Origin of the sequence: Rhodobacter ferrooxidans, assembly GCF_000176015.1 — a bacterium.
GTDB lineage: Bacteria > Pseudomonadota > Alphaproteobacteria > Rhodobacterales > Rhodobacteraceae > Pseudorhodobacter_B > Pseudorhodobacter_B ferrooxidans.
The window spans coordinates 1-20,348 of the sequence record NZ_ACYY01000026.1; the positions used below are offsets into that span (position 1 = coordinate 1).

At 65.2% G+C, this 20,348-nt stretch carries 18 protein-coding genes and 1 pseudogene; 8 read left to right on the top strand and 11 right to left on the bottom strand.

What is annotated here, in order from left to right:
• The 8 genes from RSW2DRAFT_RS14780 to RSW2DRAFT_RS14815 form a co-directional block, all read right to left on the bottom strand.
• Positions 1-5,352: DUF7507 domain-containing protein (locus RSW2DRAFT_RS14780; RefSeq protein ID WP_232209695.1), on the bottom strand; the 5,352-nt coding region annotated here is incomplete at its 3' end.
• A gap of 271 nt (positions 5,353-5,623) precedes the next feature.
• A complete protein-coding gene (gene lsrF, locus RSW2DRAFT_RS14785; protein ID WP_008032364.1) occupies positions 5,624-6,508 on the bottom strand; it encodes a 3-hydroxy-5-phosphonooxypentane-2,4-dione thiolase in 885 nt (294 codons plus the stop codon).
• 75 nt (positions 6,509-6,583) lie between these two features.
• On the bottom strand, positions 6,584-7,621 hold the full coding sequence (gene lsrB, locus RSW2DRAFT_RS14790) for an autoinducer 2 ABC transporter substrate-binding protein LsrB (RefSeq protein ID WP_008032366.1): 1,038 nt from the start codon (positions 7,619-7,621) through the stop codon (positions 6,584-6,586).
• 84 nt (positions 7,622-7,705) lie between these two features.
• The gene (locus tag RSW2DRAFT_RS14795; RefSeq protein WP_008032368.1) at positions 7,706-8,770 is read right to left on the bottom strand and encodes an ABC transporter permease; all 1,065 of its coding nucleotides are present in this window, start codon (positions 8,768-8,770) and stop codon (positions 7,706-7,708) included.
• The gene (locus tag RSW2DRAFT_RS14800; RefSeq protein ID WP_008032370.1) at positions 8,767-9,780 is read right to left on the bottom strand and encodes an ABC transporter permease subunit; all 1,014 of its coding nucleotides are present in this window, start codon (positions 9,778-9,780) and stop codon (positions 8,767-8,769) included. Before RSW2DRAFT_RS14800 ends, RSW2DRAFT_RS14795 begins: the two co-directional genes overlap by 4 nt.
• Positions 9,777-11,261: a sugar ABC transporter ATP-binding protein gene (locus tag RSW2DRAFT_RS14805; RefSeq protein ID WP_008032373.1), complete on the bottom strand. Its 1,485-nt coding sequence runs from the start codon at positions 11,259-11,261 to the stop codon at positions 9,777-9,779. The genes RSW2DRAFT_RS14800 and RSW2DRAFT_RS14805 overlap by 4 nt, the downstream gene beginning before the upstream one ends.
• Positions 11,251-11,979, bottom strand: coding sequence for a ribulose-phosphate 3-epimerase (locus RSW2DRAFT_RS14810; protein WP_008032375.1), 729 nt, complete (start codon positions 11,977-11,979; stop codon positions 11,251-11,253). The genes RSW2DRAFT_RS14805 and RSW2DRAFT_RS14810 overlap by 11 nt, the downstream gene beginning before the upstream one ends.
• 4 nt (positions 11,980-11,983) lie before the next feature.
• A complete protein-coding gene (locus RSW2DRAFT_RS14815) occupies positions 11,984-12,349 on the bottom strand; it encodes an antibiotic biosynthesis monooxygenase (RefSeq protein WP_008032376.1) in 366 nt (121 codons plus the stop codon).
• A gap of 209 nt (positions 12,350-12,558) precedes the next feature.
• On the opposite strand from RSW2DRAFT_RS14815, the gene RSW2DRAFT_RS14820 reads away from it, so the two are divergent.
• From RSW2DRAFT_RS14820 to RSW2DRAFT_RS14855, 8 genes are all read left to right on the top strand, one after another.
• Complete coding sequence (locus RSW2DRAFT_RS14820) at positions 12,559-13,518, top strand: sugar-binding transcriptional regulator (protein ID WP_008032378.1); 960 nt, start codon at positions 12,559-12,561, stop codon at positions 13,516-13,518.
• Positions 13,515-15,080 carry an autoinducer-2 kinase gene (gene lsrK, locus RSW2DRAFT_RS14825; protein WP_008032380.1) on the top strand — a complete coding sequence of 522 codons (1,566 nt, stop codon included), beginning with the start codon at positions 13,515-13,517 and terminating at the stop codon, positions 15,078-15,080. Before RSW2DRAFT_RS14820 ends, lsrK begins: the two co-directional genes overlap by 4 nt.
• Before the next feature lie 380 nt (positions 15,081-15,460).
• Entirely contained in the window at positions 15,461-15,751 is a 291-nt protein-coding gene (locus RSW2DRAFT_RS14830; protein WP_008032382.1) for an ArsR/SmtB family transcription factor, read from the top strand.
• Positions 15,748-16,809 (top strand): permease, encoded by a 1,062-nt coding sequence (locus RSW2DRAFT_RS14835; protein ID WP_008032383.1) that lies wholly within the window; start codon positions 15,748-15,750, stop codon positions 16,807-16,809. The genes RSW2DRAFT_RS14830 and RSW2DRAFT_RS14835 overlap by 4 nt, the downstream gene beginning before the upstream one ends.
• A gap of 11 nt (positions 16,810-16,820) precedes the next feature.
• Complete coding sequence (locus tag RSW2DRAFT_RS14840; protein ID WP_008032386.1) at positions 16,821-17,051, top strand: thioredoxin family protein; 231 nt, start codon at positions 16,821-16,823, stop codon at positions 17,049-17,051.
• Positions 17,052-17,062: 11 nt separating this feature from the next.
• Positions 17,063-17,572 (top strand): rhodanese-like domain-containing protein, encoded by a 510-nt coding sequence (locus RSW2DRAFT_RS14845; protein ID WP_008032388.1) that lies wholly within the window; start codon positions 17,063-17,065, stop codon positions 17,570-17,572.
• A 49-nt stretch (positions 17,573-17,621) separates the two neighbouring features.
• A complete protein-coding gene (locus RSW2DRAFT_RS14850) occupies positions 17,622-18,026 on the top strand; it encodes an OsmC family protein (protein ID WP_008032389.1) in 405 nt (134 codons plus the stop codon).
• Between the two features lie 3 nt (positions 18,027-18,029).
• A complete protein-coding gene (locus RSW2DRAFT_RS14855) occupies positions 18,030-18,929 on the top strand; it encodes a cation diffusion facilitator family transporter (protein WP_008032390.1) in 900 nt (299 codons plus the stop codon).
• Between the two features lie 220 nt (positions 18,930-19,149).
• On the opposite strand, the gene RSW2DRAFT_RS14860 is transcribed toward RSW2DRAFT_RS14855, so the two are convergent.
• The 3 genes and pseudogenes from RSW2DRAFT_RS14860 to RSW2DRAFT_RS18580 all read right to left on the bottom strand — a co-directional run bounded on the left by RSW2DRAFT_RS14860 (position 19,150) and on the right by RSW2DRAFT_RS18580 (position 20,163).
• Positions 19,150-19,476 carry a hypothetical protein gene (locus tag RSW2DRAFT_RS14860; protein WP_040672365.1) on the bottom strand — a complete coding sequence of 109 codons (327 nt, stop codon included), beginning with the start codon at positions 19,474-19,476 and terminating at the stop codon, positions 19,150-19,152.
• A 20-nt stretch (positions 19,477-19,496) separates the two neighbouring features.
• Positions 19,497-19,844, bottom strand: a pseudogene (locus tag RSW2DRAFT_RS14865) (terminase large subunit domain-containing protein); the annotation flags it as partial.
• Positions 19,837-20,163: a hypothetical protein gene (locus tag RSW2DRAFT_RS18580; protein ID WP_008032392.1), complete on the bottom strand. Its 327-nt coding sequence runs from the start codon at positions 20,161-20,163 to the stop codon at positions 19,837-19,839. The gene RSW2DRAFT_RS18580 and the pseudogene RSW2DRAFT_RS14865, both read right to left, overlap by 8 nt.
• Positions 20,164-20,348: the final 185 nt, after the last annotated feature.

The window sequence follows — 20,348 nt, forward strand, 5'->3', positions numbered from 1 at the left end:
GTCCAGGATCGGATCGCCGGACGAGGTGACCGCAGCCCCCGTGGCCGTCGCCGTGTTCTGCACATAGCCGCGGTCCACGTCGGCTTGCGTCAGCACATAGGCCGCGGTGAAGCTGGTGCTGTCGGTGGCGCCAATGGCCAGGCTGACCGGCCCGCCCGAGACCGACACCAGCAGATCGCTGACCGTCACGCCTGCCAGCGCCACGTTGCCGGTATTGGTCACCGTGAAGCCATAGTTCGCCGTATCCCCCGCCCCGATCTGCCCGTCACCCGTGGTATCCACCAGCGAAGACAAGGACTTGATCAGCTCGATCCGCGGCGCTTGCGTCAGCGGCACAACGGTATCGGCATCCTCGGTCACATTGGCACCGGACTCGTCCTGCACGCTGATCGGATCGCCACCGTCGTCGGTGCCGTAAACCCCGTCCGCCGTGGCCCGGTTGATCACCTCGCCCGCGTCGATATCGGCCTGTGTCAGCGCATAGGTCGCCGTGAAGGTAGAGCTATCGGTTGCCCCCACCGCCAGCGACGGAATCGGGCCGCCTGTCAGCACGGCATCCGTCAGGATGTCGGACAGGGTCACATTGGTCAGCGGCACATTGCCGGTGTTGGTCACGGCAAAGTCATAGCTGATGATGTCGCCCACTTGTGGCGGCACCGACAGGAGCGAGGCATCGGCCGCTTTCACCAGCGCGATATCGGCAAAGCTGGTCGCGACCGTGTCCGGATCGGACACCTTCTGCGGATTGCCGCCGGCGTCCAGGCCCCAGGTGCCGGTCGCGGTGGCGGTGTTCGACAGGGTGTTGGCGGTCAGGTCGGCCGCGCTGAGCGGATAGGTGGCGGTGAAGCTGGTGCTGTCCACCTGCCCCGGTGCCAGCGTGATCGGCCCGCCAGTCACCACGGCTCCGGCCAGCGCATCGCTGAGGGTCACGTCGGTCAGCGTGATGTTGCCGCTGTTGGTTACCGTAAAGGTGAACGAGATCGGGCTGTCCGCCGCGATGGGCGAGGGCAGCACACTGAGGTCGATCGCCTTGGTCAGGGTGATCGCCGGGTTATAGACCGGGGTCACCGGCGTTGGGTCGTTCTCGCCCGCTTCATTGCCGCGGCCGTTGCCGTTGGCGTCGGCGCTGGTGCCGTTGTCCGACAGGTCGGTCAGCTGCGGGTTGCTGGCCGAGGTCTGGCCTGACAGCACGCCTTGCGCGTCGACCGTGGCCTGGTTGAGATAGCGCCCGGCACCGGTGAGCGGCGGCAAGGGCTGGGTTGGCTGCACCCGCAGTTGCAGGTCAATGGTGCAGGTCGCCCCGGCCGCAATGGCAAAACCCGAGGCCACAGTGGCCGGGCCTGCGCCGGTGAAGCCACCGTTCAACCCGCCGCAACTGCCCGAGGGGGCTGCGACCATGGTGTAGGTGCCGGGCACGGTGGGGGCGGCCAGCGCCACATAGGTGCCAAACAGCGGCGCCGCCCCTTCCAGCGGGTCGGTGACGGCCACGTTGGTCAGCCCTTCAAGGCTGGGGTTCTGCACCCGCAGCCGGAAGGTGACGTTGTAAGACCCGTCGGCGTTGATCATGGGTCCGGCCTGCACCGCCTTGGCGATGGCCACCCGCGCCTGCGGCACTTTGGGGAAGATGTAGCCGGGGCTGGCCGTGGCCGGCAGCAGCGGGATCGCGGTGATCTGGGTCGGTGCAGGCGTGCCGCCGCCCGGCCCCGCCGCTGTGGCGCCATTGGTCAGGTAAGACTCGCTGATGGCGCCTTGACTGATGGAATAGGTGCCCTCGGGCAGGAAGTCGAAGGCATAGGCCCCGCCCGCGCCGGTGGTGACGGTGCGGCTGACCGGCGTGCCGTCCAGCGCGGTGCCGGTCAGCGTCATGGTCACGCCGACGATGCCGGTGTCGCTGCCGTCCAGCGTGCCGTTGGCGGCAAAATCGCGGAACACCGTGCCCGACAGGCTGGAGGAATTTGCCACCACCGGGCCGGAGTTGGAATTGTTGCCCGGCAACACGTCCAGCGAACTGGTGCTGACGCTGGCGGTGTTGGTGAAGGTCTGCCCCAATGCCGTGACGGTCACGATCCGCGCCGGAACCGTGACATGCACCACAGCACCCGAACTGACCGTGCCAAGCGCGCAGGTAAAGCTTGTGCTGCCCGATGCCCCGGTGCAGGTGCTGGTGGTCGTAGTGCCGCTGATCACGCTGACGGTGGGGGCGCCGGAAAGTTGCATGCCCGAAGGCAGCGTATCCGAGACCACCACATCATCCGCCTCGGCCAGACCGGTTCCGGTGTTGTTTTCCACCACGATCAGATAGCTGAACGGATCGCGCAGGTTCACCGTCGCCGGCGTGGCGGTTTTCGAGGCCACCTCCATGTCGGCGCGGGTGCGGATCGAGGTCTGCTCGGTTGTCGAGTTGTTGCCGGTGTTCGGCTCGTAGCCAAGGGCGGTTTCGGCCGAACTGACCGAAACGGAGTTGAGGCCCACGCCCTTCGCCACGCCGCGCGCAGTGATGCTGATGGTGCGGCTTTCGCCCGCCGGAATGACCGGGAAGGTGCAGGCCAGTGTTTGGCCCAACGAATCCAACGCCGGAACGCTGTTGCAGGTCGCGCCTGTCGCCACATGGCTTTGATAGGTCAACCGGCTGGGCGGCATCGTGTCGGTGACAAGGACGTTTTCCGCTGACGACGGGCCAAGGTTCGCTACCGTCACCAGATAGGTCGTGTCATCGCCGATCGGCAATGGGTCCACCGTGTCGTCCTTGTTGACGATCAGGTCGATCCTTGGCGGCGAGACGAAGGTTGTAGCCGAAGCGGTATCGTTCCCCGTTTCGATGTCGGGCACAGCGCCGCTGTAGGCGACATCGTTTTGCAGCGTCGTGTTGCGGGTGATCAGGTTGGGACGCACGATCACCGTGACGGTCTGCTGCGCGCCGTTGCCGATGCTGCCAAGAACGCAACTGACGGTTCGGCTGCCGGCCGTCGTGGTGGAATTGGCGGGCGGCGTGGTGCCGCAGGTGCCCGACGACGGCGAGGCCGAGACGAAGGTCACGTTCAGCGGCAGGGTGTCGGTGATGGTCACGCCGGTGGCTGTGGACAGACCGTTGGCCAGGTTCTGCGCCGTAATCACATAGGTCAGGTTCTGCCCCGCCGCCGCCGGATCAGGGCTGTCGGCCTTGGACACCGCAACATCGACACGCGGTGCCAGCGTGAAGGGCGCGCTGTCGGCGTTGTTGCCGAGGTTCGAATCCGGCACGGTCTGGGAAATCGCGCTGGCGGTGTTGGTCCGCGCGCCACCGTCGCCGCCGGGGCGGACCTGAACGGTAAAGACCGGGCAATCGACGCCCGCGGTGCAGATCGGCAATGTGTCGATGACACAGCTCAGCTCGCGGCTGGTGCCGCCGGTGGCTGCGGTGCTGCAACTTATGCCGCCGGCCGCTCCGGTGGTGAAGCTGTCACTGATATAGCCTGCACCGGCGGCGCCGACGCTGCTGTTGATCAGGCCCTGCAGGTTGTCGGTCATTTCCACATCGGTCGAGACGACGGGCCCGTTGTTCACCACCTCGATGGTGAAGGTCTGCACCTCGCCTGCGTTCAGGCTGGCCAGTGTGGCGGACTTGATCACGCTGATATCGGCCGAATCCGGGCCTTCGCTGCTGGAAACCGCATAGGTCGTGGTGTTGTTGTCCAGGATCAACGGGTCTTTCAACGGGTCTTCCGGCAGGTTGCTGTCGGGCGACAGCACGGACATCGTGTTGACAACGCTGCCCGCAGTGGTGGCCGTGGTGGTCAGCGTCACGCTGGGGGTGGTGGCACCGGCGGCCAGCGGTGCGCCGGCCGTATAGACCCGGCTGCACAGGATCGACGCAGGCCCAACCACCGAAACGGCGGGCGTGCAGGTCCAGCCATTTTCGGCATAGGCCGTCACCGTCAGCCCGGCGGGCAGGGTGTCGGTCATCTCCAGCGTGCCAAAGAACGCGGCATTGCCGACGTTCGAGGTGCTGATGGTGAAATCATAGGAATTGCCCACCACCACCAGCGCCGGGAACGGGCCGGATTTGTTGGCCTGCAGATCCACAACCGGCTCTTCGATGGTCGCCCCGCCGTCGGTGGCGGAGTTGTTGCCCGGAACCGGATCATCCGGGCCAGCCGCGGTGATGCTGGTGGTGTTGGTGGGGGTGCCCGGCGTCGCCACCGTGGTGGCAATGCTGATCGGCCCCAGCGGCACGTTGGCCCCCGCCCCGCTGCCGGTGGTGCGGCTACATTCGACCACCTGCCCGGTGACCGTGCAGATCCAGCCCGGCGCCGTGACGGTGTCGATCGTGTAGTTGGCGGGAATGGAATCCGTCACCACAATGCCATTGGGCGAATCGCCGGTATAGCTGGGCGTCAGCGTGAACACCGCCGGGTTGCCAACCAGAAGCGACCCCGACGGGCTGCGCGATTTGGCGATCGTCAGGTCGCTTCCGGCGGTGACAGAGGTGTTGAGGCTGGCATTGTCATTGCTGTCGATCGGGTCGGACGGGTTGCCCGCGCCGACGCTGCCGATCGCGGTGACCGTCGATCCCGACGCCGCCGAGATCTGGCCGGTGAAATCCACGTTGACCGATGCGCCCACCGCGACCGGGCCGGGAATCGTGCAATCATAGGTCGTTGCCGTCAGCACGCAGCCCGCAGGTGCCACCACATTGGTGACGCCGCTGGGAATGGGGAACTGCAAGACGAGATCGGTCACCGGATCGGGGCCGTTGTTGGTGGCAGCGAAGGAATAAGAGATCACCTCGCCCGCCGAGGCCGTGGCAGGGCCGCGCAGAACCAGCCCGACATCGGCGCCTGCGGTGATGGTGGTCTGCTCGGTCAGGTCGTTGTCGGCCGGATCGGTGTCGCCCACCGGTGGAACCGAGGCGCTGAAGAAGACATCTCCGGACACCGACGTCAGCAGGTTGGCAGAAAGCGTTGCCACAGCGCTGGGGGCAAGCGGAGGCACGTTGCAGGTGACCGACGACGGGCCGATCGAGGGTGTGGGCGCGCAGCCGGTGATGCTTCCCGTGGCGCCTGTGAACCTGGTGTTGGCCGGAATCTGCAGCGTGATCGACGTGGGCGGTGCCGCATCAAAGCCGTCATTGGTCACCGACATCGTGTAGGCAATCGTGCCGCCCGCCGCCACCGGGTCTGACCCCGCATCGGACAGACTGAGCACCCAGTTCACGTCCTGCGCCTGCGCCTGCCCGGTGCCACCGATCAGAACCGACGCCAGCATGATCAAGGCCAGCAGACCCTGCGTCACCCGGCGAGGAACACCAAGAATTGTGGGTTTTTTCGGAGACCCTGCGGTCCAGCTTATCGTCGGGCAGGCAGAATCAAACACGGAATGTTACCCTTGAATGAACAGAGACCACTAGCGGTAGGTGTCGAGCACCATACAATCTACTGTTGAATGTGGCAATTTACAATTAGACTAAAATTCGTGGCTTCAGGGACACATTGTTTCCGCTGACATGCAAAAGGGCGGCCAGGCCGGGTCACTTCCGCAAGGTCATTCTGTGGTTGCGGGTCATGGCGGGCCGTTTGCCGGCCGCCAATACCGTCGCGGTTCACGCCAGCGATCTGCCGTTGCGTGAACCGCCCTGCGGCAGGGTTCAGACGCCCTGCGCCTTCAGATCAAGGTAAAACCTGTAGGCCTGGTCAGGCCGTTCGAGTTCGTGCACAACCTTGCCCACCGCCCTGATCATCGCGACCGGCGCATCGGACTGGAAGATGTTGCGCCCCATGTCCACGCCCGCGGCCCCCTGGTCGATGGCGCGATAGGCCATCTCCAGCGCCTCGCGTTCGGGCAGTTTCTTGCCGCCGGCGATCACCAGCGGCACCGGGCAACCGGCCACCACCTTCTCGAAGCCGTCCTCGACGAAGTAGGTCTTGACGTAATGCGCGCCCAGTTCGGCGGCGATTCTGGTGGCCAGACCGAAATAGCGGGCATCGCGGGCCATGTCCTTGCCCACGCCGGTCACCGCCAGCGTCGGGATGCCGTAGCGCGTGCCGGTGTCGATCAACTTGATCACGTTGGTGATGGATTTGTGTTCGTATTCCGAGCCGATGTAAACTTGGGCCGCCATGGCACAGGCACCGAGGCGGACGGCGTCCTCGATATCCACCGCCACAGTCTCGTTCGACAGTTCCGAAAGGATCGAGTTGCCGCCAGAGCAGCGCAGCGCCACGGGTTTTGTCACGGTCGGCGGAATGGTGGAGCGCAGCGCGCCACGGGTGCACATCATCACATCGCAAAAGGGCACCAGCGGCAGGATGCTCAGGTCCATCCGCTCAAGCCCGGTGGCCGGGCCCTGAAAATAGCCATGATCGAAGGCCAGCATGACGGTGCGGCCCGAGACCGGGTTGAAGATGCGGCTGAGGCGGTTCTTCATGCCCCAATCGTGATTGGCCGCACCTTTCAGAAAGAATCCCTGGGTATCGGCAGGTCGATCCAGCCCGAAATCCTTGCCTTCCTTGATGTCGTCGAGATCGGCCATGTGCTTTCCTTTCCACTGGCAGGACAAATGCAAGGGGCCGCCGCGCCGGCGCAGCGGCCCCTAAAGGTCAAACGATCAGAAGTCGAAGTTGTCGATATTCTCGGCGGTGAACACGGTGCGTTCCGGCAACAGGATGATGCCGTTGCCCTCGGCCTCGTAGCTGTAGCCCTGAATCGCGTTCGGGCTGACCTCGACGGTGCCGATGCCGGGGACGTCGATCTTGTCACCGACCTTGAACACCTTGCCATTCACCATTTCGTTGGCGATGAACACCGACAGCTTGCCCTGCACCACCACGTCCCACAGCCCGAACGCCTTGACGGTGCCGGATTTCACGTATTGCCGCATGGTGTTCGGCGTCGAGAAGCCGGTGATGATCACCTTGCCGGCGATGCCGAGGTTCTCGGCGGCCTGCGCCGTGCCGGGCAGGGCGTTGGCATCGGGGCAGATCACCGCGTCAAGGTCGGGGTAGGTCTGGAACAGCGCGGTCGGCACCTGCACGGCCTTCTGCGCGTCCTGGTTCGAGAACTCGGTCGCCACCACTTCCCAGCTGGGATAGTCCTTGGCAATGATCGCCTTGGCCACTTCGGCCCACTGGTTCTGGTCGGTCACTGTCGGCGAGGAATAGTGGAACGCCACCTTTTTCGGCGCGGTCGGGTCTTCCATCTGGTCGGCTGCCATGCTGACCAGCAGCGCGCCCAACTGCTCGGCGGTGCCCTGGTTGATGTAGTAGCTGCGACATTCGGGGTTCACGTCGCTGTCCCAGGTCAGCACCTTGACGCCCTTTTCCTGGGCACGCTTCAACGATTCACACAGCCCGTCGGGCGACAGCGACGAGATGGCGATGGCGTTGTAGCCCTGGTTGACGAAGTTGTTGATGAATTCGACCTGACCGCTGACGCTGGCTTCGCTGGGGCCGTCGTATTTGACGTCGATGCCCAGTTGCGTGCCCATTTCCATGGCACCCTTGCCGCCGGATTCAAAGAAGCCGACGCCGGTCAGCTTGGGGATGAAGGCGATCTTCGCACCGTCGGCAAATGCCGCGCCGGCCAGCAGCCCAAGGCCAAGCGCCGAGGCGACAGCGGTTCGGATGGTGATGCGTGAAAGGTTCATTTCATTGGTCCTCCTCATGGGTGTTTTCGTTCGGTGTCCGGTCTTGGCGGGCCGTTGATCGGCCTCTGGTCGTAATGGCGGTCGTCACGGTCGGGCGACGGTTTCCTCCACGGCGCGCCGCCCGGTCTCCAGCGCGTTGCGGTTGGCGCGGTTCATGGCCAGCGCGGCGCTGCCGATTTTCAGCGCTACGCTGCCGACCAGCAGGGCGCCGATGATCACCGGCACGACGTCGCTGGTGATGCCCAGCGCCAGCAGGCCTTGCCGCAGGTATCCCAGCACCAGACCGGCAAGAAATGTTCCCAGCACGGACCCCGAGCCGCCCTGGATCGACGTGCCGCCCAGCACGACGGCGGTGATGATGTTCAGCAGCGCCTCGCTTCCCAGATCGGAACGGGCCGAGGTGAAATAGGCGGTCAGCACCAGCCCGGCGATCGCCGCGCACAACCCGTTGAAGGCATAGACCAGGATCAGGGTCCGCCGCACCGGCACGCCGGTGAACCGCGCCACATCGGCACTGACGCCGATGAAGTAGAGGAACCGACCGAACCGGGTGCGCGACAGCAGTGCGCCGCCAGCCAGGGCCACCATCACGGTCACGATCAGCGGCAGCGGCACCCAGCCGATGCTGCCGGTGCCCAGCCAGGTGAAGGATTTCGGCAGGCCGGTGATGCCTTCATATTGATAAGCCTCGAAGCCGCCCGCGCCATAGGCCTTGAACCCCAGCAGGTCCAGCAGCGTCGGCAAGCCGGTGGCGATGCCGGAAAACAGGAACAGCGTCGCCAGGGTGATCACCAGCGGGTTCACATCGGTGCGTGCCACGACCACGCCGTTGAAGGCCCCTGCCCCAAGTCCGGTTGCCAATGCCACCGCCACCGCCAGCCCGATCGGCGCGCCGGCCACAAAGGCCAGCCCCATCACGATCGAGGCCAGCCCCATCACCGAGACACCCGAGATGTCGATGCCACCGGTGATGACCACCAGCGTGAGCCCGACCGCTGCAATGATCACATGCGCAAAATCGCTGGTCGAAAACAGCAGGTTCTCGATATTCAGGAAAGCGGGCGAGATCATGCCCAGAACGGCGATTTCAACCACCAAGGCGACCGCCAGCATCGCTTCCCAACTGCGCAGCCAACCAGGCAGGGTCATGGCGCCACCTCGCGGCCAAGTGCTGCATCGGCATCGGCGCGGCGCAACTCGGCGGCGCGCAGCACCAGCTGGCGGTTGCGCACGGTGCGGCGGATCAGGTAGTCGGCCACCACCACCGCCAGCAGCACCGCCCCGGCCACCGCGTTGTTCCACGACCCCGGCACGTGCAGGAAGATCATCATGCTGTCCACTGTCGTCAGGAACAACGCCCCGATCACCGCCGACCAGATATTGCCGGTGCCGCCCATCAGGCTGACCCCGCCCAGCACCACTGCGGCGATGGCCTTCAGTTCCTGCCCCTGGCCGGTCTGCATCGGCACAAAGCCGATCTGCGCCACAAAGACGATGGCGGCCATGCCGGCAAACAGCCCCGACAGCGCATAGGCGGCAAACTCGGTTCCGGCGACGTTCAGACCCAGAAGATAGGCACCTTCGCGGTTGTCTCCGACCGCATAGAAGGATCGTGCGGCCTTGATCCGCGCCAGCAGGATCGCGGCCACAATGATCACCGCCGCGGTCGCCCAGACCAGGATCGGCACGCTGAGCACCCGTGTCACCGACATCGCCTTGATCGACTGCGGCACCTGCTCGATCCAGCTGCCGCCGGTCAGCACCCGCATCAGGCCGCGAAAAATGCCAAGCGTGGACAGCGTCATGATGATCGGCGGGATACCCACCAGCACCACGCCCACGGCATTGACCGCCCCGGCCAACACCCCGGTCAGCATCGCGGCCAGCATTGCCAGCGGCAAGGGCACGCCCCCGTTCAGCGCAAAGCCGAAGATCACGGCGGCAATCCCGGCGATGGCACCTACAGACACGTCAATGCCGCGGGTCAGGATCACGAACATCTGCCCGATCGCCAGCAGGATCAGGAAGATCGACGAATTCAGGATGTTGATCAGCGTGATCGGATAAAGCACCGCCCGGTTCACCGTGGCGACCCCAAGGATCATCACCCCCAGCAGGACCAGCACCAGAAACTCGCGGCTTTTCAGGATGCGCATCATGCCGCGGCACCCCGTCTGGACGCAAAGGTGGCGGCCGAGATCTCCTCGACACTGCGGCGCCCGGTAGGCAATGCCATCATCCGGCCGCGCAGCATCACCAGCACGCGGTCACTGATTTCAGCGACCTCGCCCATCTCGGACGAGATCACCACGACGCCGACGCCCTGTGCCGTCAACTCGCGGATGATGCGATAGACATCCTGACGGGCGCGGGCATCAATGCCGCGTGTCGGCTCGTCCATGATGACGATGCGCGGTTCGGGGGCCAGCATCTTGGCCAGCACGATCTTTTGCTGGTTGCCCCCTGACAAGATGCGCGCCACCTGCGCGGTCGAACTCAGCTTGATGCGCAACCGATCGACAAAACGGCTGGCCAGCTCGCCTTCCATGCGCGGCGCCAGGAATTTCCGGCGCCCCAGCGCCAGCAGCCCCGCCGAGATCGTCCGGGCACTGGGCAGCGTCAGGAAGATGCCGTGGGCGTGCCGATCCTCGGGAACGTAGGAAAGCCCCATTGCCTGACAGCTTTGCGGCGCGCGGTGCGGGGCGGCCTTGCCATTGATCCGCACCTCGCCCGTCACATCCGTGTCGATGCCATAGATCGCTTGCGCCAGTTCGGTCCGCCCCGAGCCGACAACGCCCGCGATCCCCACCACTTCGCCCGGCAAGACGTTGAAGGACACATCGCGGAACGCCCGCCCGGTCAGCCCGCTGACCTCCAGAACCGGATTGCGCCCCTGCGGTGCCACGGTGCTTTCGGTTGCGGGCAGAAAATCGGCCGGCAGCATCGCCTCGACCAGTTTTTCCGGCGTCAGTTCGGCGGCAGGCGCAGACAGCACGAAATGGCCGTCGCGCAACACGCTGACCCGGTCGGCCAGATCCAGCACCTCGTCCAGCCGGTGCGAGATGAACAGGATGCCGATGCCGCGTGCCGTCAGCGTTCGCATCTCGATGGCCAGCGCATCCACCTCGCGCCGGGTCAGCGACGAGGTCGGCTCGTCCAGGATCAGCACCCGCGCCTTGCGCAGCAGGCCGCGGATGATCTCGACCAGTTGCTGGTTGGCGATCGACAACCCGCCGCCGGGCATGGCAAAATCGACGGACAGCCCGATCTCGTCGGCAATCCGCCGTGCCTGGGCCGCATTGGCCACGCCGCCCGCCAGGCCCATCGTCAGGTTTTCCAGCACCGTCAGGTTCGGAAAGATGTGCGGCTCTTGCGGCACCATGTAGATGCCTTGCTGGTGCGCGTCCGAGGGGCGCGGCAGCACGGTGGTCCTTGCGCCGATTTCGATCCGGCCCGCGGTCGGCTGATAGGCGCCCGACAGGATCTTGACGATGGTTGACTTGCCCGAGCCATTGCCGCCCAGCAGCGCATGGACTTCGCCGGGGCGGATGTCGAAGTCGATCCCGCGCAGCACCGGGACGCCCTCGAACACCTTCCAGACGCCGCGCAGCGCGACCAGCGGGGCAGGATCAGCGGCCATCGGCGGCCTCCGCAAGCTTTCTGCGGCCTTCGGCCCAGGCATCGGTCAGCCGGCCAAAGGCTGCGGCGGGATCGGCGGCCCCGAAGATGGCGCTGCCCGAAACGATGACGTCAGGACCGCAGGCGGCGGCCTGGGCAACGGTGGCTTCGGTTATCCCGCCGTCGATGGCGAAGACGGTGCCCGCGGCAGCACCGGCGCGCAATGCCGCAAGCCGGGCACAGGCGGCCGGCAGATCGGCGGGCAGGCTGTTGCGCGGATCCAGCGACAGCACCAGGATCAGGTCGGGCTGCAGCGCCAGCAGCGGTTCAAGCTGTTCCAGAGCAGTTCCGGGCATGACCGCGAGGCCGGCCAGAATGGCGCGGCCCAGGCGTTCGGACACGGCGCGGATCGCCGCCAGCGCCGCAGCCGCACCGGCAGCTTCGGCATGAACGGTCAGGATGTCCGCGCCGGCGCGGGCAAAGGCCTCGATCTGGCGTTCCGGAAGCGCCACCATCAGGTGGACGTCGCGCAGCAGACTGTTGTGGCTCACCGCCAGAAACGCCGGGCCACCGGTGATCTGCGGCACGAATTCGCCATCCATCACGTCGAAATGCACAATCCCGCCGCCCCAGTGCCGCAACTGGTCTGCGGCCGCCTCCAGTCTGCCCGAAGATGCAGCGAACAGGCCCGCGCTGATGCCCGAGCAGCGTTTGCGCAAAGGCTGGAGGTCGGGGGCCATCACGTCATTCCCCAGTCTTTGCAACCGCAGGATCGGGCGCAGGATCGGGCGCAGGATCGGGCGCAGGATCGGGCGCAGGATCGGGCATGACAAGACGGAAGAAGTCCTTGTCGCGGCCGCCTTCCGAAAGATCGGCCAGCCCCGCGACGGTCAGGCGGTAATGCTCGGTCTTGCGATGCTCGTCCACCGCCGCCTTGGACGCAAAGGCCTCGTAGATTACGAAATGATGGTCGTCTTCGGCATCCTGCAGAACGTCAAAGCGATAGTTGCCCGGCTCTTGCCGCGTGCCGTCGAAGTTGACCCGGAACACCCGCAGAAAATCCGCAACGCGGCCCGGTTTGACCCGGATGTGCACAAGTTGAACAAACATGAACCAGTCCTCCACATGTGGGGCGAGACGACGCTTGACGCCACGTGCCGACCTCGATGCCGATCATATGTTCAATGCAAGATTATTTGAACACACCTGTCAAGTGACACATCAAAGCCACAAACGAAGGGCAGCACCGAAACTGGTAACTATTGACAGACGCGGCTACAAATGATCGCTTCACGCTTGGATCAAGAGGCGCACACCACATGTCCACCGCAGAGGTCATTCCCGAATCGCCGCAGGTGTCGGACATCGAGGAGGTCGAACTGATCACCCGGGCCGCCTGGCATTATTACAACGACGGCCTTACCCAGAATCAGATCGCTGACATGCTGGGGCTGTCGCGCATCAAGGTGTCGCGCCTGCTGGAGAAGGGCCGCCAGACCGGGTTGATCGAGCTTCGGATAAACTCGCCCTTCGAAGGCTGCCTTGGCTTGCAGCAGGATCTGATCGGCGCCTTCGGGCTTGCCGACGCGCGGGTGGTGCCGGCAGTAGAGGGCCTGGCAGCGCCGCCGCGGATCGGGCGGGCGGCGGCCAGCCTGCTGATGCAGCAACTGGTTCCGAACGACCTGCTGGCCATCGGCTGGGGCGAGGCGACCAGCACCACCCTGCGCTTCATGGCCCCGGTGTTTCCGCAATCGCACATTTCGCTGGTCAGCCTGACCGGCGGCGTCTCGGCCTATATCGGCAACACCGGTCTATATGGTCCGCAGAATTTCGCCCACTTGATCCCGACGCCGCTGCGGGTGTCCTCGCCGGAACTGGCCGAGATGCTGCGGATCGAACCCTATGTGCATCACGTGCTGGAAATGGCGATCACGGCCCGAACGGCGCTGATCGGGGTCGGATCGGTGGCGCGCTCGGCCTCGCTGGTGCGCTATGGCTACTGCACGAATGACGAGATCGAACTGTTTACCCGGCGCGGCGCGGTGGGCGACCTGCTGGGGCATTTCTACGACCGGGACGGTGCGATCCTCGACCTGGACTTGCACCGGCACCTTATCGCGGTCACGCCCGATGACATGCGGCGTATCCCATCGGTGGTGGCGGCGGCGGCGGGGCCGGAGAAGGTGGAAGCCATCCTTGGGCTTTTGCGCGGCAAGCTGGCCAACACCTTGGTAACAGACGAGGAAACCGCCAGAGACCTGCTGCGGAGGCAAACATGAAAAGCCATTTTCTTGTGCTGGACGCCGGAACTGGCAGCGGCAGGGCGGTCGTCTTTGATCGCGAAGGCAACCAGATCGGCCTTGCTCAGGAAGAGTGGCGTCATCAGCCCGAAGACGGGGTTCCCGGCTCGATGGTCTTTGACGTCGTCGGTGGCTGGGCCTTGTTGAACCGCTGCATCGGCAAAGCGCTGAAGGGCTGCGGCCTGCGCGGCCGCGACATTGCCGCCATCAGTTCGACCTCGATGCGCGAGGCCATCGTGCTTTACGGCGATGACGGGCGCGAGGTCTGGGCCTGTGCCAATGTTGACAGCCGGGCAACGGCCGAAGTGTTGGAACTCAAATCCAGAAGTCCGGAATTCGAGCGCGATTTCTACAGGATCAGCGGCGAGACTTTCGCGCTTGGCGCCTTGCCGCGGCTGAACTGGCTGCGGCACCACCGGCCCGAAATCTGGGCGCGGGTGCGCAAGCTGTCGATGGTGAACGACTGGATTGCCGCGCGGCTGACCGGCGAGATCACGGTCGAGCCGACCAACGGCAGCACCAACGGGCTGATGGACCTGGGTCGGCGCGACTGGTCGGATGTGCTGATCGCGCGGGCGGGTCTTGATCACGCGTTGTTTCCGCGCGTGGTCGAGCCGGGCACCATCGTCGGCCTGGTCACTGCTGCGGCGGCGGTGGAAACCGGACTGGCCGAAGGCACTCCCTTTGTGGCAGGCGGCGGCGATGTGCAGTTGGGCTCGATCGGGCTTGGGGTGCTGCAACTGGCGGATGCCGCCGTGCTGGGGGGCACCTTCTGGCAGCAGGTGGTCAATATTCCCACCGGCTCGGTCGATGGCTCCATGCGGGTGCGGGTCAACAGCGCTGCCGTGCCGCAGATGAATCAGGCCGAGTCGATCAGTTTCTTTGTCGGCCTGACCGCCCGCTGGTTCCGTGACGCCTTCTGCACCGAAGAAAAGCGCCAGGCCAAAGCGCAGGGGCGGGATGCTTATGAACTGATGGAAGACCTGGCGATGCAAGTTCCGGTGGGGGCGCATGGCATCATCCCGATCTATTCCGACGCGATGAATTTCGGCAACTGGTATCATGCGGCGCCCTCGCTTCTGAACCTCAGCCTTGATCCGGCGGTCTGCAGCAAGGGCGCGATTTTCCGGGCAATTCAGGAGAATGCCGCCATCGTGGCCGCCGAGAACCTCGCCCGGGTCGAAGCCTTTGCCGGCGTCGACAGCAGCGGGCCGCTGATCCTGGGCGGCGGGGCGGCCAAGGGGCGGCTTTGGCCGCAGATCCTGGCCGACGTGACCGGGCGCGAGGTGCGCATCCCGAAGGTGCGCGAGGCCACCGCCCTTGGTGCCGCCGCCGCCGCCGCCACCGGCATCGGCCAGTTCGCCGGCCTGTCGGAGGCCGGTCGCGCCTTTGTGCAGACCGATCGCACCGTCACGCCGAACCCGGACAATCGGGCGGCTTACGACGATGCCCGGGCACGCTGGCGGGTGGCCTATGCGGCGCAGAAGGCGTTGGTCGATCAGGGTATCACGGTGTCGATGTGGCGTGCACCGGGCAGTTGAGCGGTTGATCCTGAATGATGCCCCCCGGGCTGCCCGGCCCGGCCTTGGCCCGGGCAGGTGCAGACTTTGGCCGATGGCAGCTTGCCCCTTGCAACAGACGGTCTGACCCATGCCGAATGGCCGCTGTCCAGGGCAAACGACGCTCCTCGATTGAGGTCTGCCGCTGTGGATTCTTGCGGCGATAGCCCTTGAAATTCTGCCTGGCAGGGATTGTCCGGGCCTGCCCGCACGGCTGCAGGTGATGTCGGAAAGCGGCCCAATGATGGCCCATCCGGCCGAAACCACCGCCCTGCGGTCGGCTGACCGGGTATGATATGCGGCTTGCCGCATGTATCCGGATGGAGTATTCATGTTCAGGCGCATATGCGCAGGAGATCATGATGCCCATCGCCATCCTTTCCGCCCTTGCCGAGCCGACGCGCCTTGGCGCGATCCAGATCCTTGCCGATGGGCAGGAACATTGCGTTTGCCAACTGATGGCGCGGCTGGATGCGACGCAAAGCCGGATGTCGCGGCACATGCAGACCTTGAAACAGGCGGGGCTGGTGGTGGATCGGCGCGATGCGCAATGGGTGCGCTACCGGTTGAACCCGGCCCTCGCCCCCGAGGTGCTGGCGATTCTTGACGCGGTTCTGATCGCTGCCGCTGCCGACGAAAGGAGCGCCGCATGAGTGCGGATATCCCCGCCTCTCGCCCCGCACCGCGCCCCGATTGGGTCTGGCACGCGGGCCTGATCGCTTTCGTCGTGGTCTGGTATGCGGTTTACAAGCAACTGATGCCGCTTTCGGAAGGGATCACCGCGCTGTTGCCGGTCGAACGCCACAGCCACACCGGCGAGGCGGTTGCCTTCTTCTTTTACGACGTGCCCAAGGTAATGATGCTGCTGACGCTGATCGTGTTCGGCATGGGTGTCATTCGCAGCTACTTTTCGCCCGAACGCACCCGCGCCCTGCTGGCCGGCAAGCGCGAGGGGATCGGCAACGTGCTGGCCGCAGGCCTTGGCGTGATGACGCCGTTCTGTTCCTGCTCGGCGGTGCCGCTGTTTATCGGGCTGGTGTCGGCGGGGGTGCCTTTGGGGGTGACGTTCTCGTTCCTGATCTCGGCCCCGATGGTCAACGAGGTGGCGCTGGTGCTGCTGTTCGGGCTGGTGGGCTGGCAGGTCGCCGTGACCTACGCCGCGTTTGGCCTGATCATTGCCGTCGTCGCGGGCTGGGTGATCGGCAAGCTGCATCTGGAAGGCTGGTTGCAGGACTGGGTGCGCGACATCCATTCCGGCGCCACCGCCCCCGACGCCACCGATGATGCGCCGCTGACGATGGTGGACCGCTATCATCTGGGGATCGAGGCCGTGCGCGAGATTTTCGGCCGCGTCTGGGTCTGGATCATCCTTGGCATCGGCATGGGTGCCTTGATTCACGGCTATGTGCCGCAAGACCTGATGGTGCGGATCATGGGGGCAGATGCGTGGTGGAGCGTGCCCGCCGCCGTGGTGATCGGCATCCCGATGTACACCAATGCCGCCGGTGTCATTCCGATCGTCGAGGCGCTGTTGGGCAAGGGGGCCGCGCTTGGCACCGTGCTGGCCTTCATGATGAGCGTGATTGCCCTCAGCCTGCCCGAGATGATCATCCTGAAACAAGTGCTGACCCTGCGCCTGATCGCGGTGTTCATCGGCGTGGTCGGCAGCGGCATCCTGGCCGTCGGCTATCTGTTCAACCTTCTGTTCTGAAAGGACAAACCATGGAAATCAAGGTTCTGGGGCCGGGCTGCGCCAAGTGCAAGGCCACCGCTGATCTGATCACCCGCGTGGCGGCGGAAACCGGCAAGCCGGTGACCATCGAAAAGATCGAGGACATGCGCCAGATCGTCAGCTTTGGCGTGATGACCACCCCCGCCGTCGTGATGGGCGGCAAGGTCGTGCACAAGGGCTCGGTCCCGTCGCACGATCAGGTGTTGAGTTGGCTGAACTGAGGGAGGGCGCCATGAGCGACGTTGTGCAGAAAGATCTGGCTGAAGCGCGTGAAGTCTGCCCCACCACCTCGCAGCGTCTGCTCAAGGAAGGCGCGCTGCTGGTCGATGTGCGCGAACCCGATGAGGTGGCGCAGGTGGGCTTTGCCGGGTGCGAGGTGGTGAACATCCCGCTGTCGCAGTTCGAGGACCGCTGGCAGGAAGTGCCGCGCGACCGCGACGTGATTCTGGCCTGCGCTGCGGGCGTGCGCAGCCTGAAGGCCACCTACTTCCTGATGTATCAGGGCTACACCCGGGTGATGAACATGAAGCCCGGCATTGACCGCTGGGTGCAGCGCGGCTTTCCGATAACCGGTTCGGCCGAGGCAGTTGGCGGGTCGGCAGCAGCCTCGTCGTGCTGTGGCGGAACGGCCGAGGCAAAGCCTCCTCCCGCTGCCGCTGCTTGTGTCTGTGGTGATGGCGATGTCACCACAGCCTCTGCCTGCTGCGGTGGTGCGGCCCAGAGCAAATCGTCCTGCTGCTGAACCGCGGCGCGCCCGGCCCTTCGGGCGCGCGTTTCCCAAGGGAATGCCAATGCTGGAATACCACGTCTCTGCCCGTCGCATAGACAGCCATGGCTCGGAAGCCACCACCAAGGACGCGCGGATCACGCTGGACACCGACATGGCCGGGCGGACGGATGCCTTCAACCCGGCCGAAATGCTGCTGGCCAGCCTTGCCGCCTGCATCCTGAAGGGCACCGAGCGGGTGATCCCGATGCTGCAATTCGACCTGCGCGGGATTGCGGTCAACCTTCACGGGGTCCGACAGGACAGCCCGCCCAAGATGATCAGTATCGCCAACGAAATCGTGGTGGACACCGACGAAACCGGCGCCAGACTGGCGCTGCTGCAGAAGAACCTGCAGAAATACGGCACCATTTACAACACCTTGGCGGGGTCCGTAGACCTTTCCGGCACCATCCGCCGGAAGACCTGACCAATGGCCCACGATCACGCCCACGACCACAAACCACCGGCCGACCTTGGACCGACGTTCCTTTGGGCGGTGGGGCTGAACACTGCCTACGTCATCGTCGAGGCAACCGCCGGTTTCCTGACCGGCTCGCTGGCGCTCTTGGCCGATGCCGCGCATAATCTGACCGATGTCGCGGGATTGCTGATTGCCTGGGGGGCGGCGGTGCTGGCCAAACGCGCGGGCAGCGCCTCCTACACCTTCGGCTTTGGCCGCGCCACCATTCTGGCCGCCATGCTGAACGCTATCGCAATCCTGATCGGCGTCGTGGTGGTGGTATGGCAGGCAGCGCAGCGCTTTCAAACCGTGGTCGAGGTGCCGGGGCCGGCCATCCTCCTGGTGGCGCTGGTCGGCATCGGGGTGAACACCGGCTCGGCGCTGTTGTTCATGGCATCCAAAAAGGACGACCTGAACGCCAAGGGCGCCTATCTGCACATGGCCGCCGACGCTGCGGTGTCGGGGGCGGTGGTGCTGGCGGCGGCTGGCATCCTGCTGACCGGGTGGCAATGGCTGGACCCGGCGGTGGCCATCGCCGTCAGCGTGCTGATCGCCTGGACGGCCTGGGGATTGCTGCGCGACTCGCTGCGGCTGGAACTGGACGGGGTGCCTGAGGCGATCGACCGGCAGGCCGTGGCCGACTGGCTGGGCGCGCAACCGGGCGTCAGCAATGTGCACGACCTGCATATCTGGGCGCTGTCCACCACCCGCACCGCACTGGCCGTGCATCTGGTCTGGGACGGCGCCGACGCGGATGCCTTCCTTGATCATGTCACGGACAAGTTGGCGCAGCACTTCGCCATCATTCACGCCACCGTGCAACTGGAGCAGGCCCCCTGCGAGCGGGCTGGAGCCTGCCTGGTGGAATGAGGGAACGAAAGCCGCACGGATAGCCTCTGTGCCTCCTCTCGCCGGTTTGGATGCCGCTGTAACCGCTGCACCGAGGGGAACCCGGCGCCAGGAAATTGCGACTCGGCGGCATCGCCGCAATGGTTCGCGGTTCGGAAAGCGGCATCAACCAGCGGCAACGGATCGCGAGAAAGATGTCACACTGCAAGCTGAAGTTGCGCCACAACCCTCCTCCCGTCTCTCAGACATGTATCCACAGACTGCGGAACGATCCGGGGCCAAATCGATCAGACACCTGCGCAACCTCCACCTTGAAATCATTCCCGGCACCATCCGCCAGGCGCAGGGTCTGCGGGTAGAACCAGCTTTGCGCGGCAACGATATCCTCGCGCAGGACCACGCCGCCCACGACAACGCGCACCATGTAGATTTCCTGATCCTCGCCAAGCGGCACTTCCGTTGACTGCCAGGAATCGCCGTCAACCCGTGTCCGCCGCACCCAGCGCAGCGAAATATCGCTCGCGGCATCAATGTCATAGCTCAGATGCCCGGGCGCGTAGGGCCGCAAGCCGATGCCATTGAACGCCTCCAGACCAGCCGCTTGCGCCCGGCCTCCCATTCCGGCCGCCGATCGGGCGGCGCGCAGGCCAGCAGCCCGCTTTCGCCGAACACCATCACTTCGCGCACCTGATCAATCGTCTCGCCGACCAGCGCCACGCGCTTCGCCCTGCCGGGGTCAAGCGGTCCCGCACCTTCCACCTCGGCGCGCACCCACTCGGCCCCGGCCCGCGTCTTGCCCGCCCCGCGCCCGCCCATGATGACCCAGGTCTTCCAGGCCCCCTCGGGTGGCAACTGGTGCGGCAGCGCCCAGAACTCGAACATCCACGGCAGGGCCAGAAACGCCTCATTGCTCAGCCCTGCCAGAAACTCATCCACCACCTGCGGCGTCGCGGAGGCAAGCCAGCCTGCGCCCGATTTCAACCCTTGCGGCGTCGAAGTCGAGCGCGCCGTCGTGAACAGCCCCGGCAACTTGTTTGCGGAGTTTGTCAACGCGCGTCCTTTCATCCATCACCATCTGGAAGGCGGCCCGCAGGTCTTTCACCGCCTGCATGGCGGTCCTGGCCTCGGCCGTTTCGCCTGCACGGACCTTGCGGACCGCCAGGATCAACTCTTCCGCGATTTCCCGATACAACTCTTCCGTCGCCCGAAGCAGAACCTCGGGCGTTGCGTCCCCGGCGGGGATATTCATGTCCATCGTTTGCTGCGCCCGCCTCTCATGCCCGTCCGCACGAGAGAAATGCAAAAGCGGCACCGGGGTCACCCCCGAGCCGCTCGCCCACTTCTTCTAGCATGCCCGAAGGTATAGCTTGGACCGTTCCGCAAGTCAAACGAAATCTGCCGTGATATCAACGGCTTGGCGCACGCAGGCTTAACCGCTTG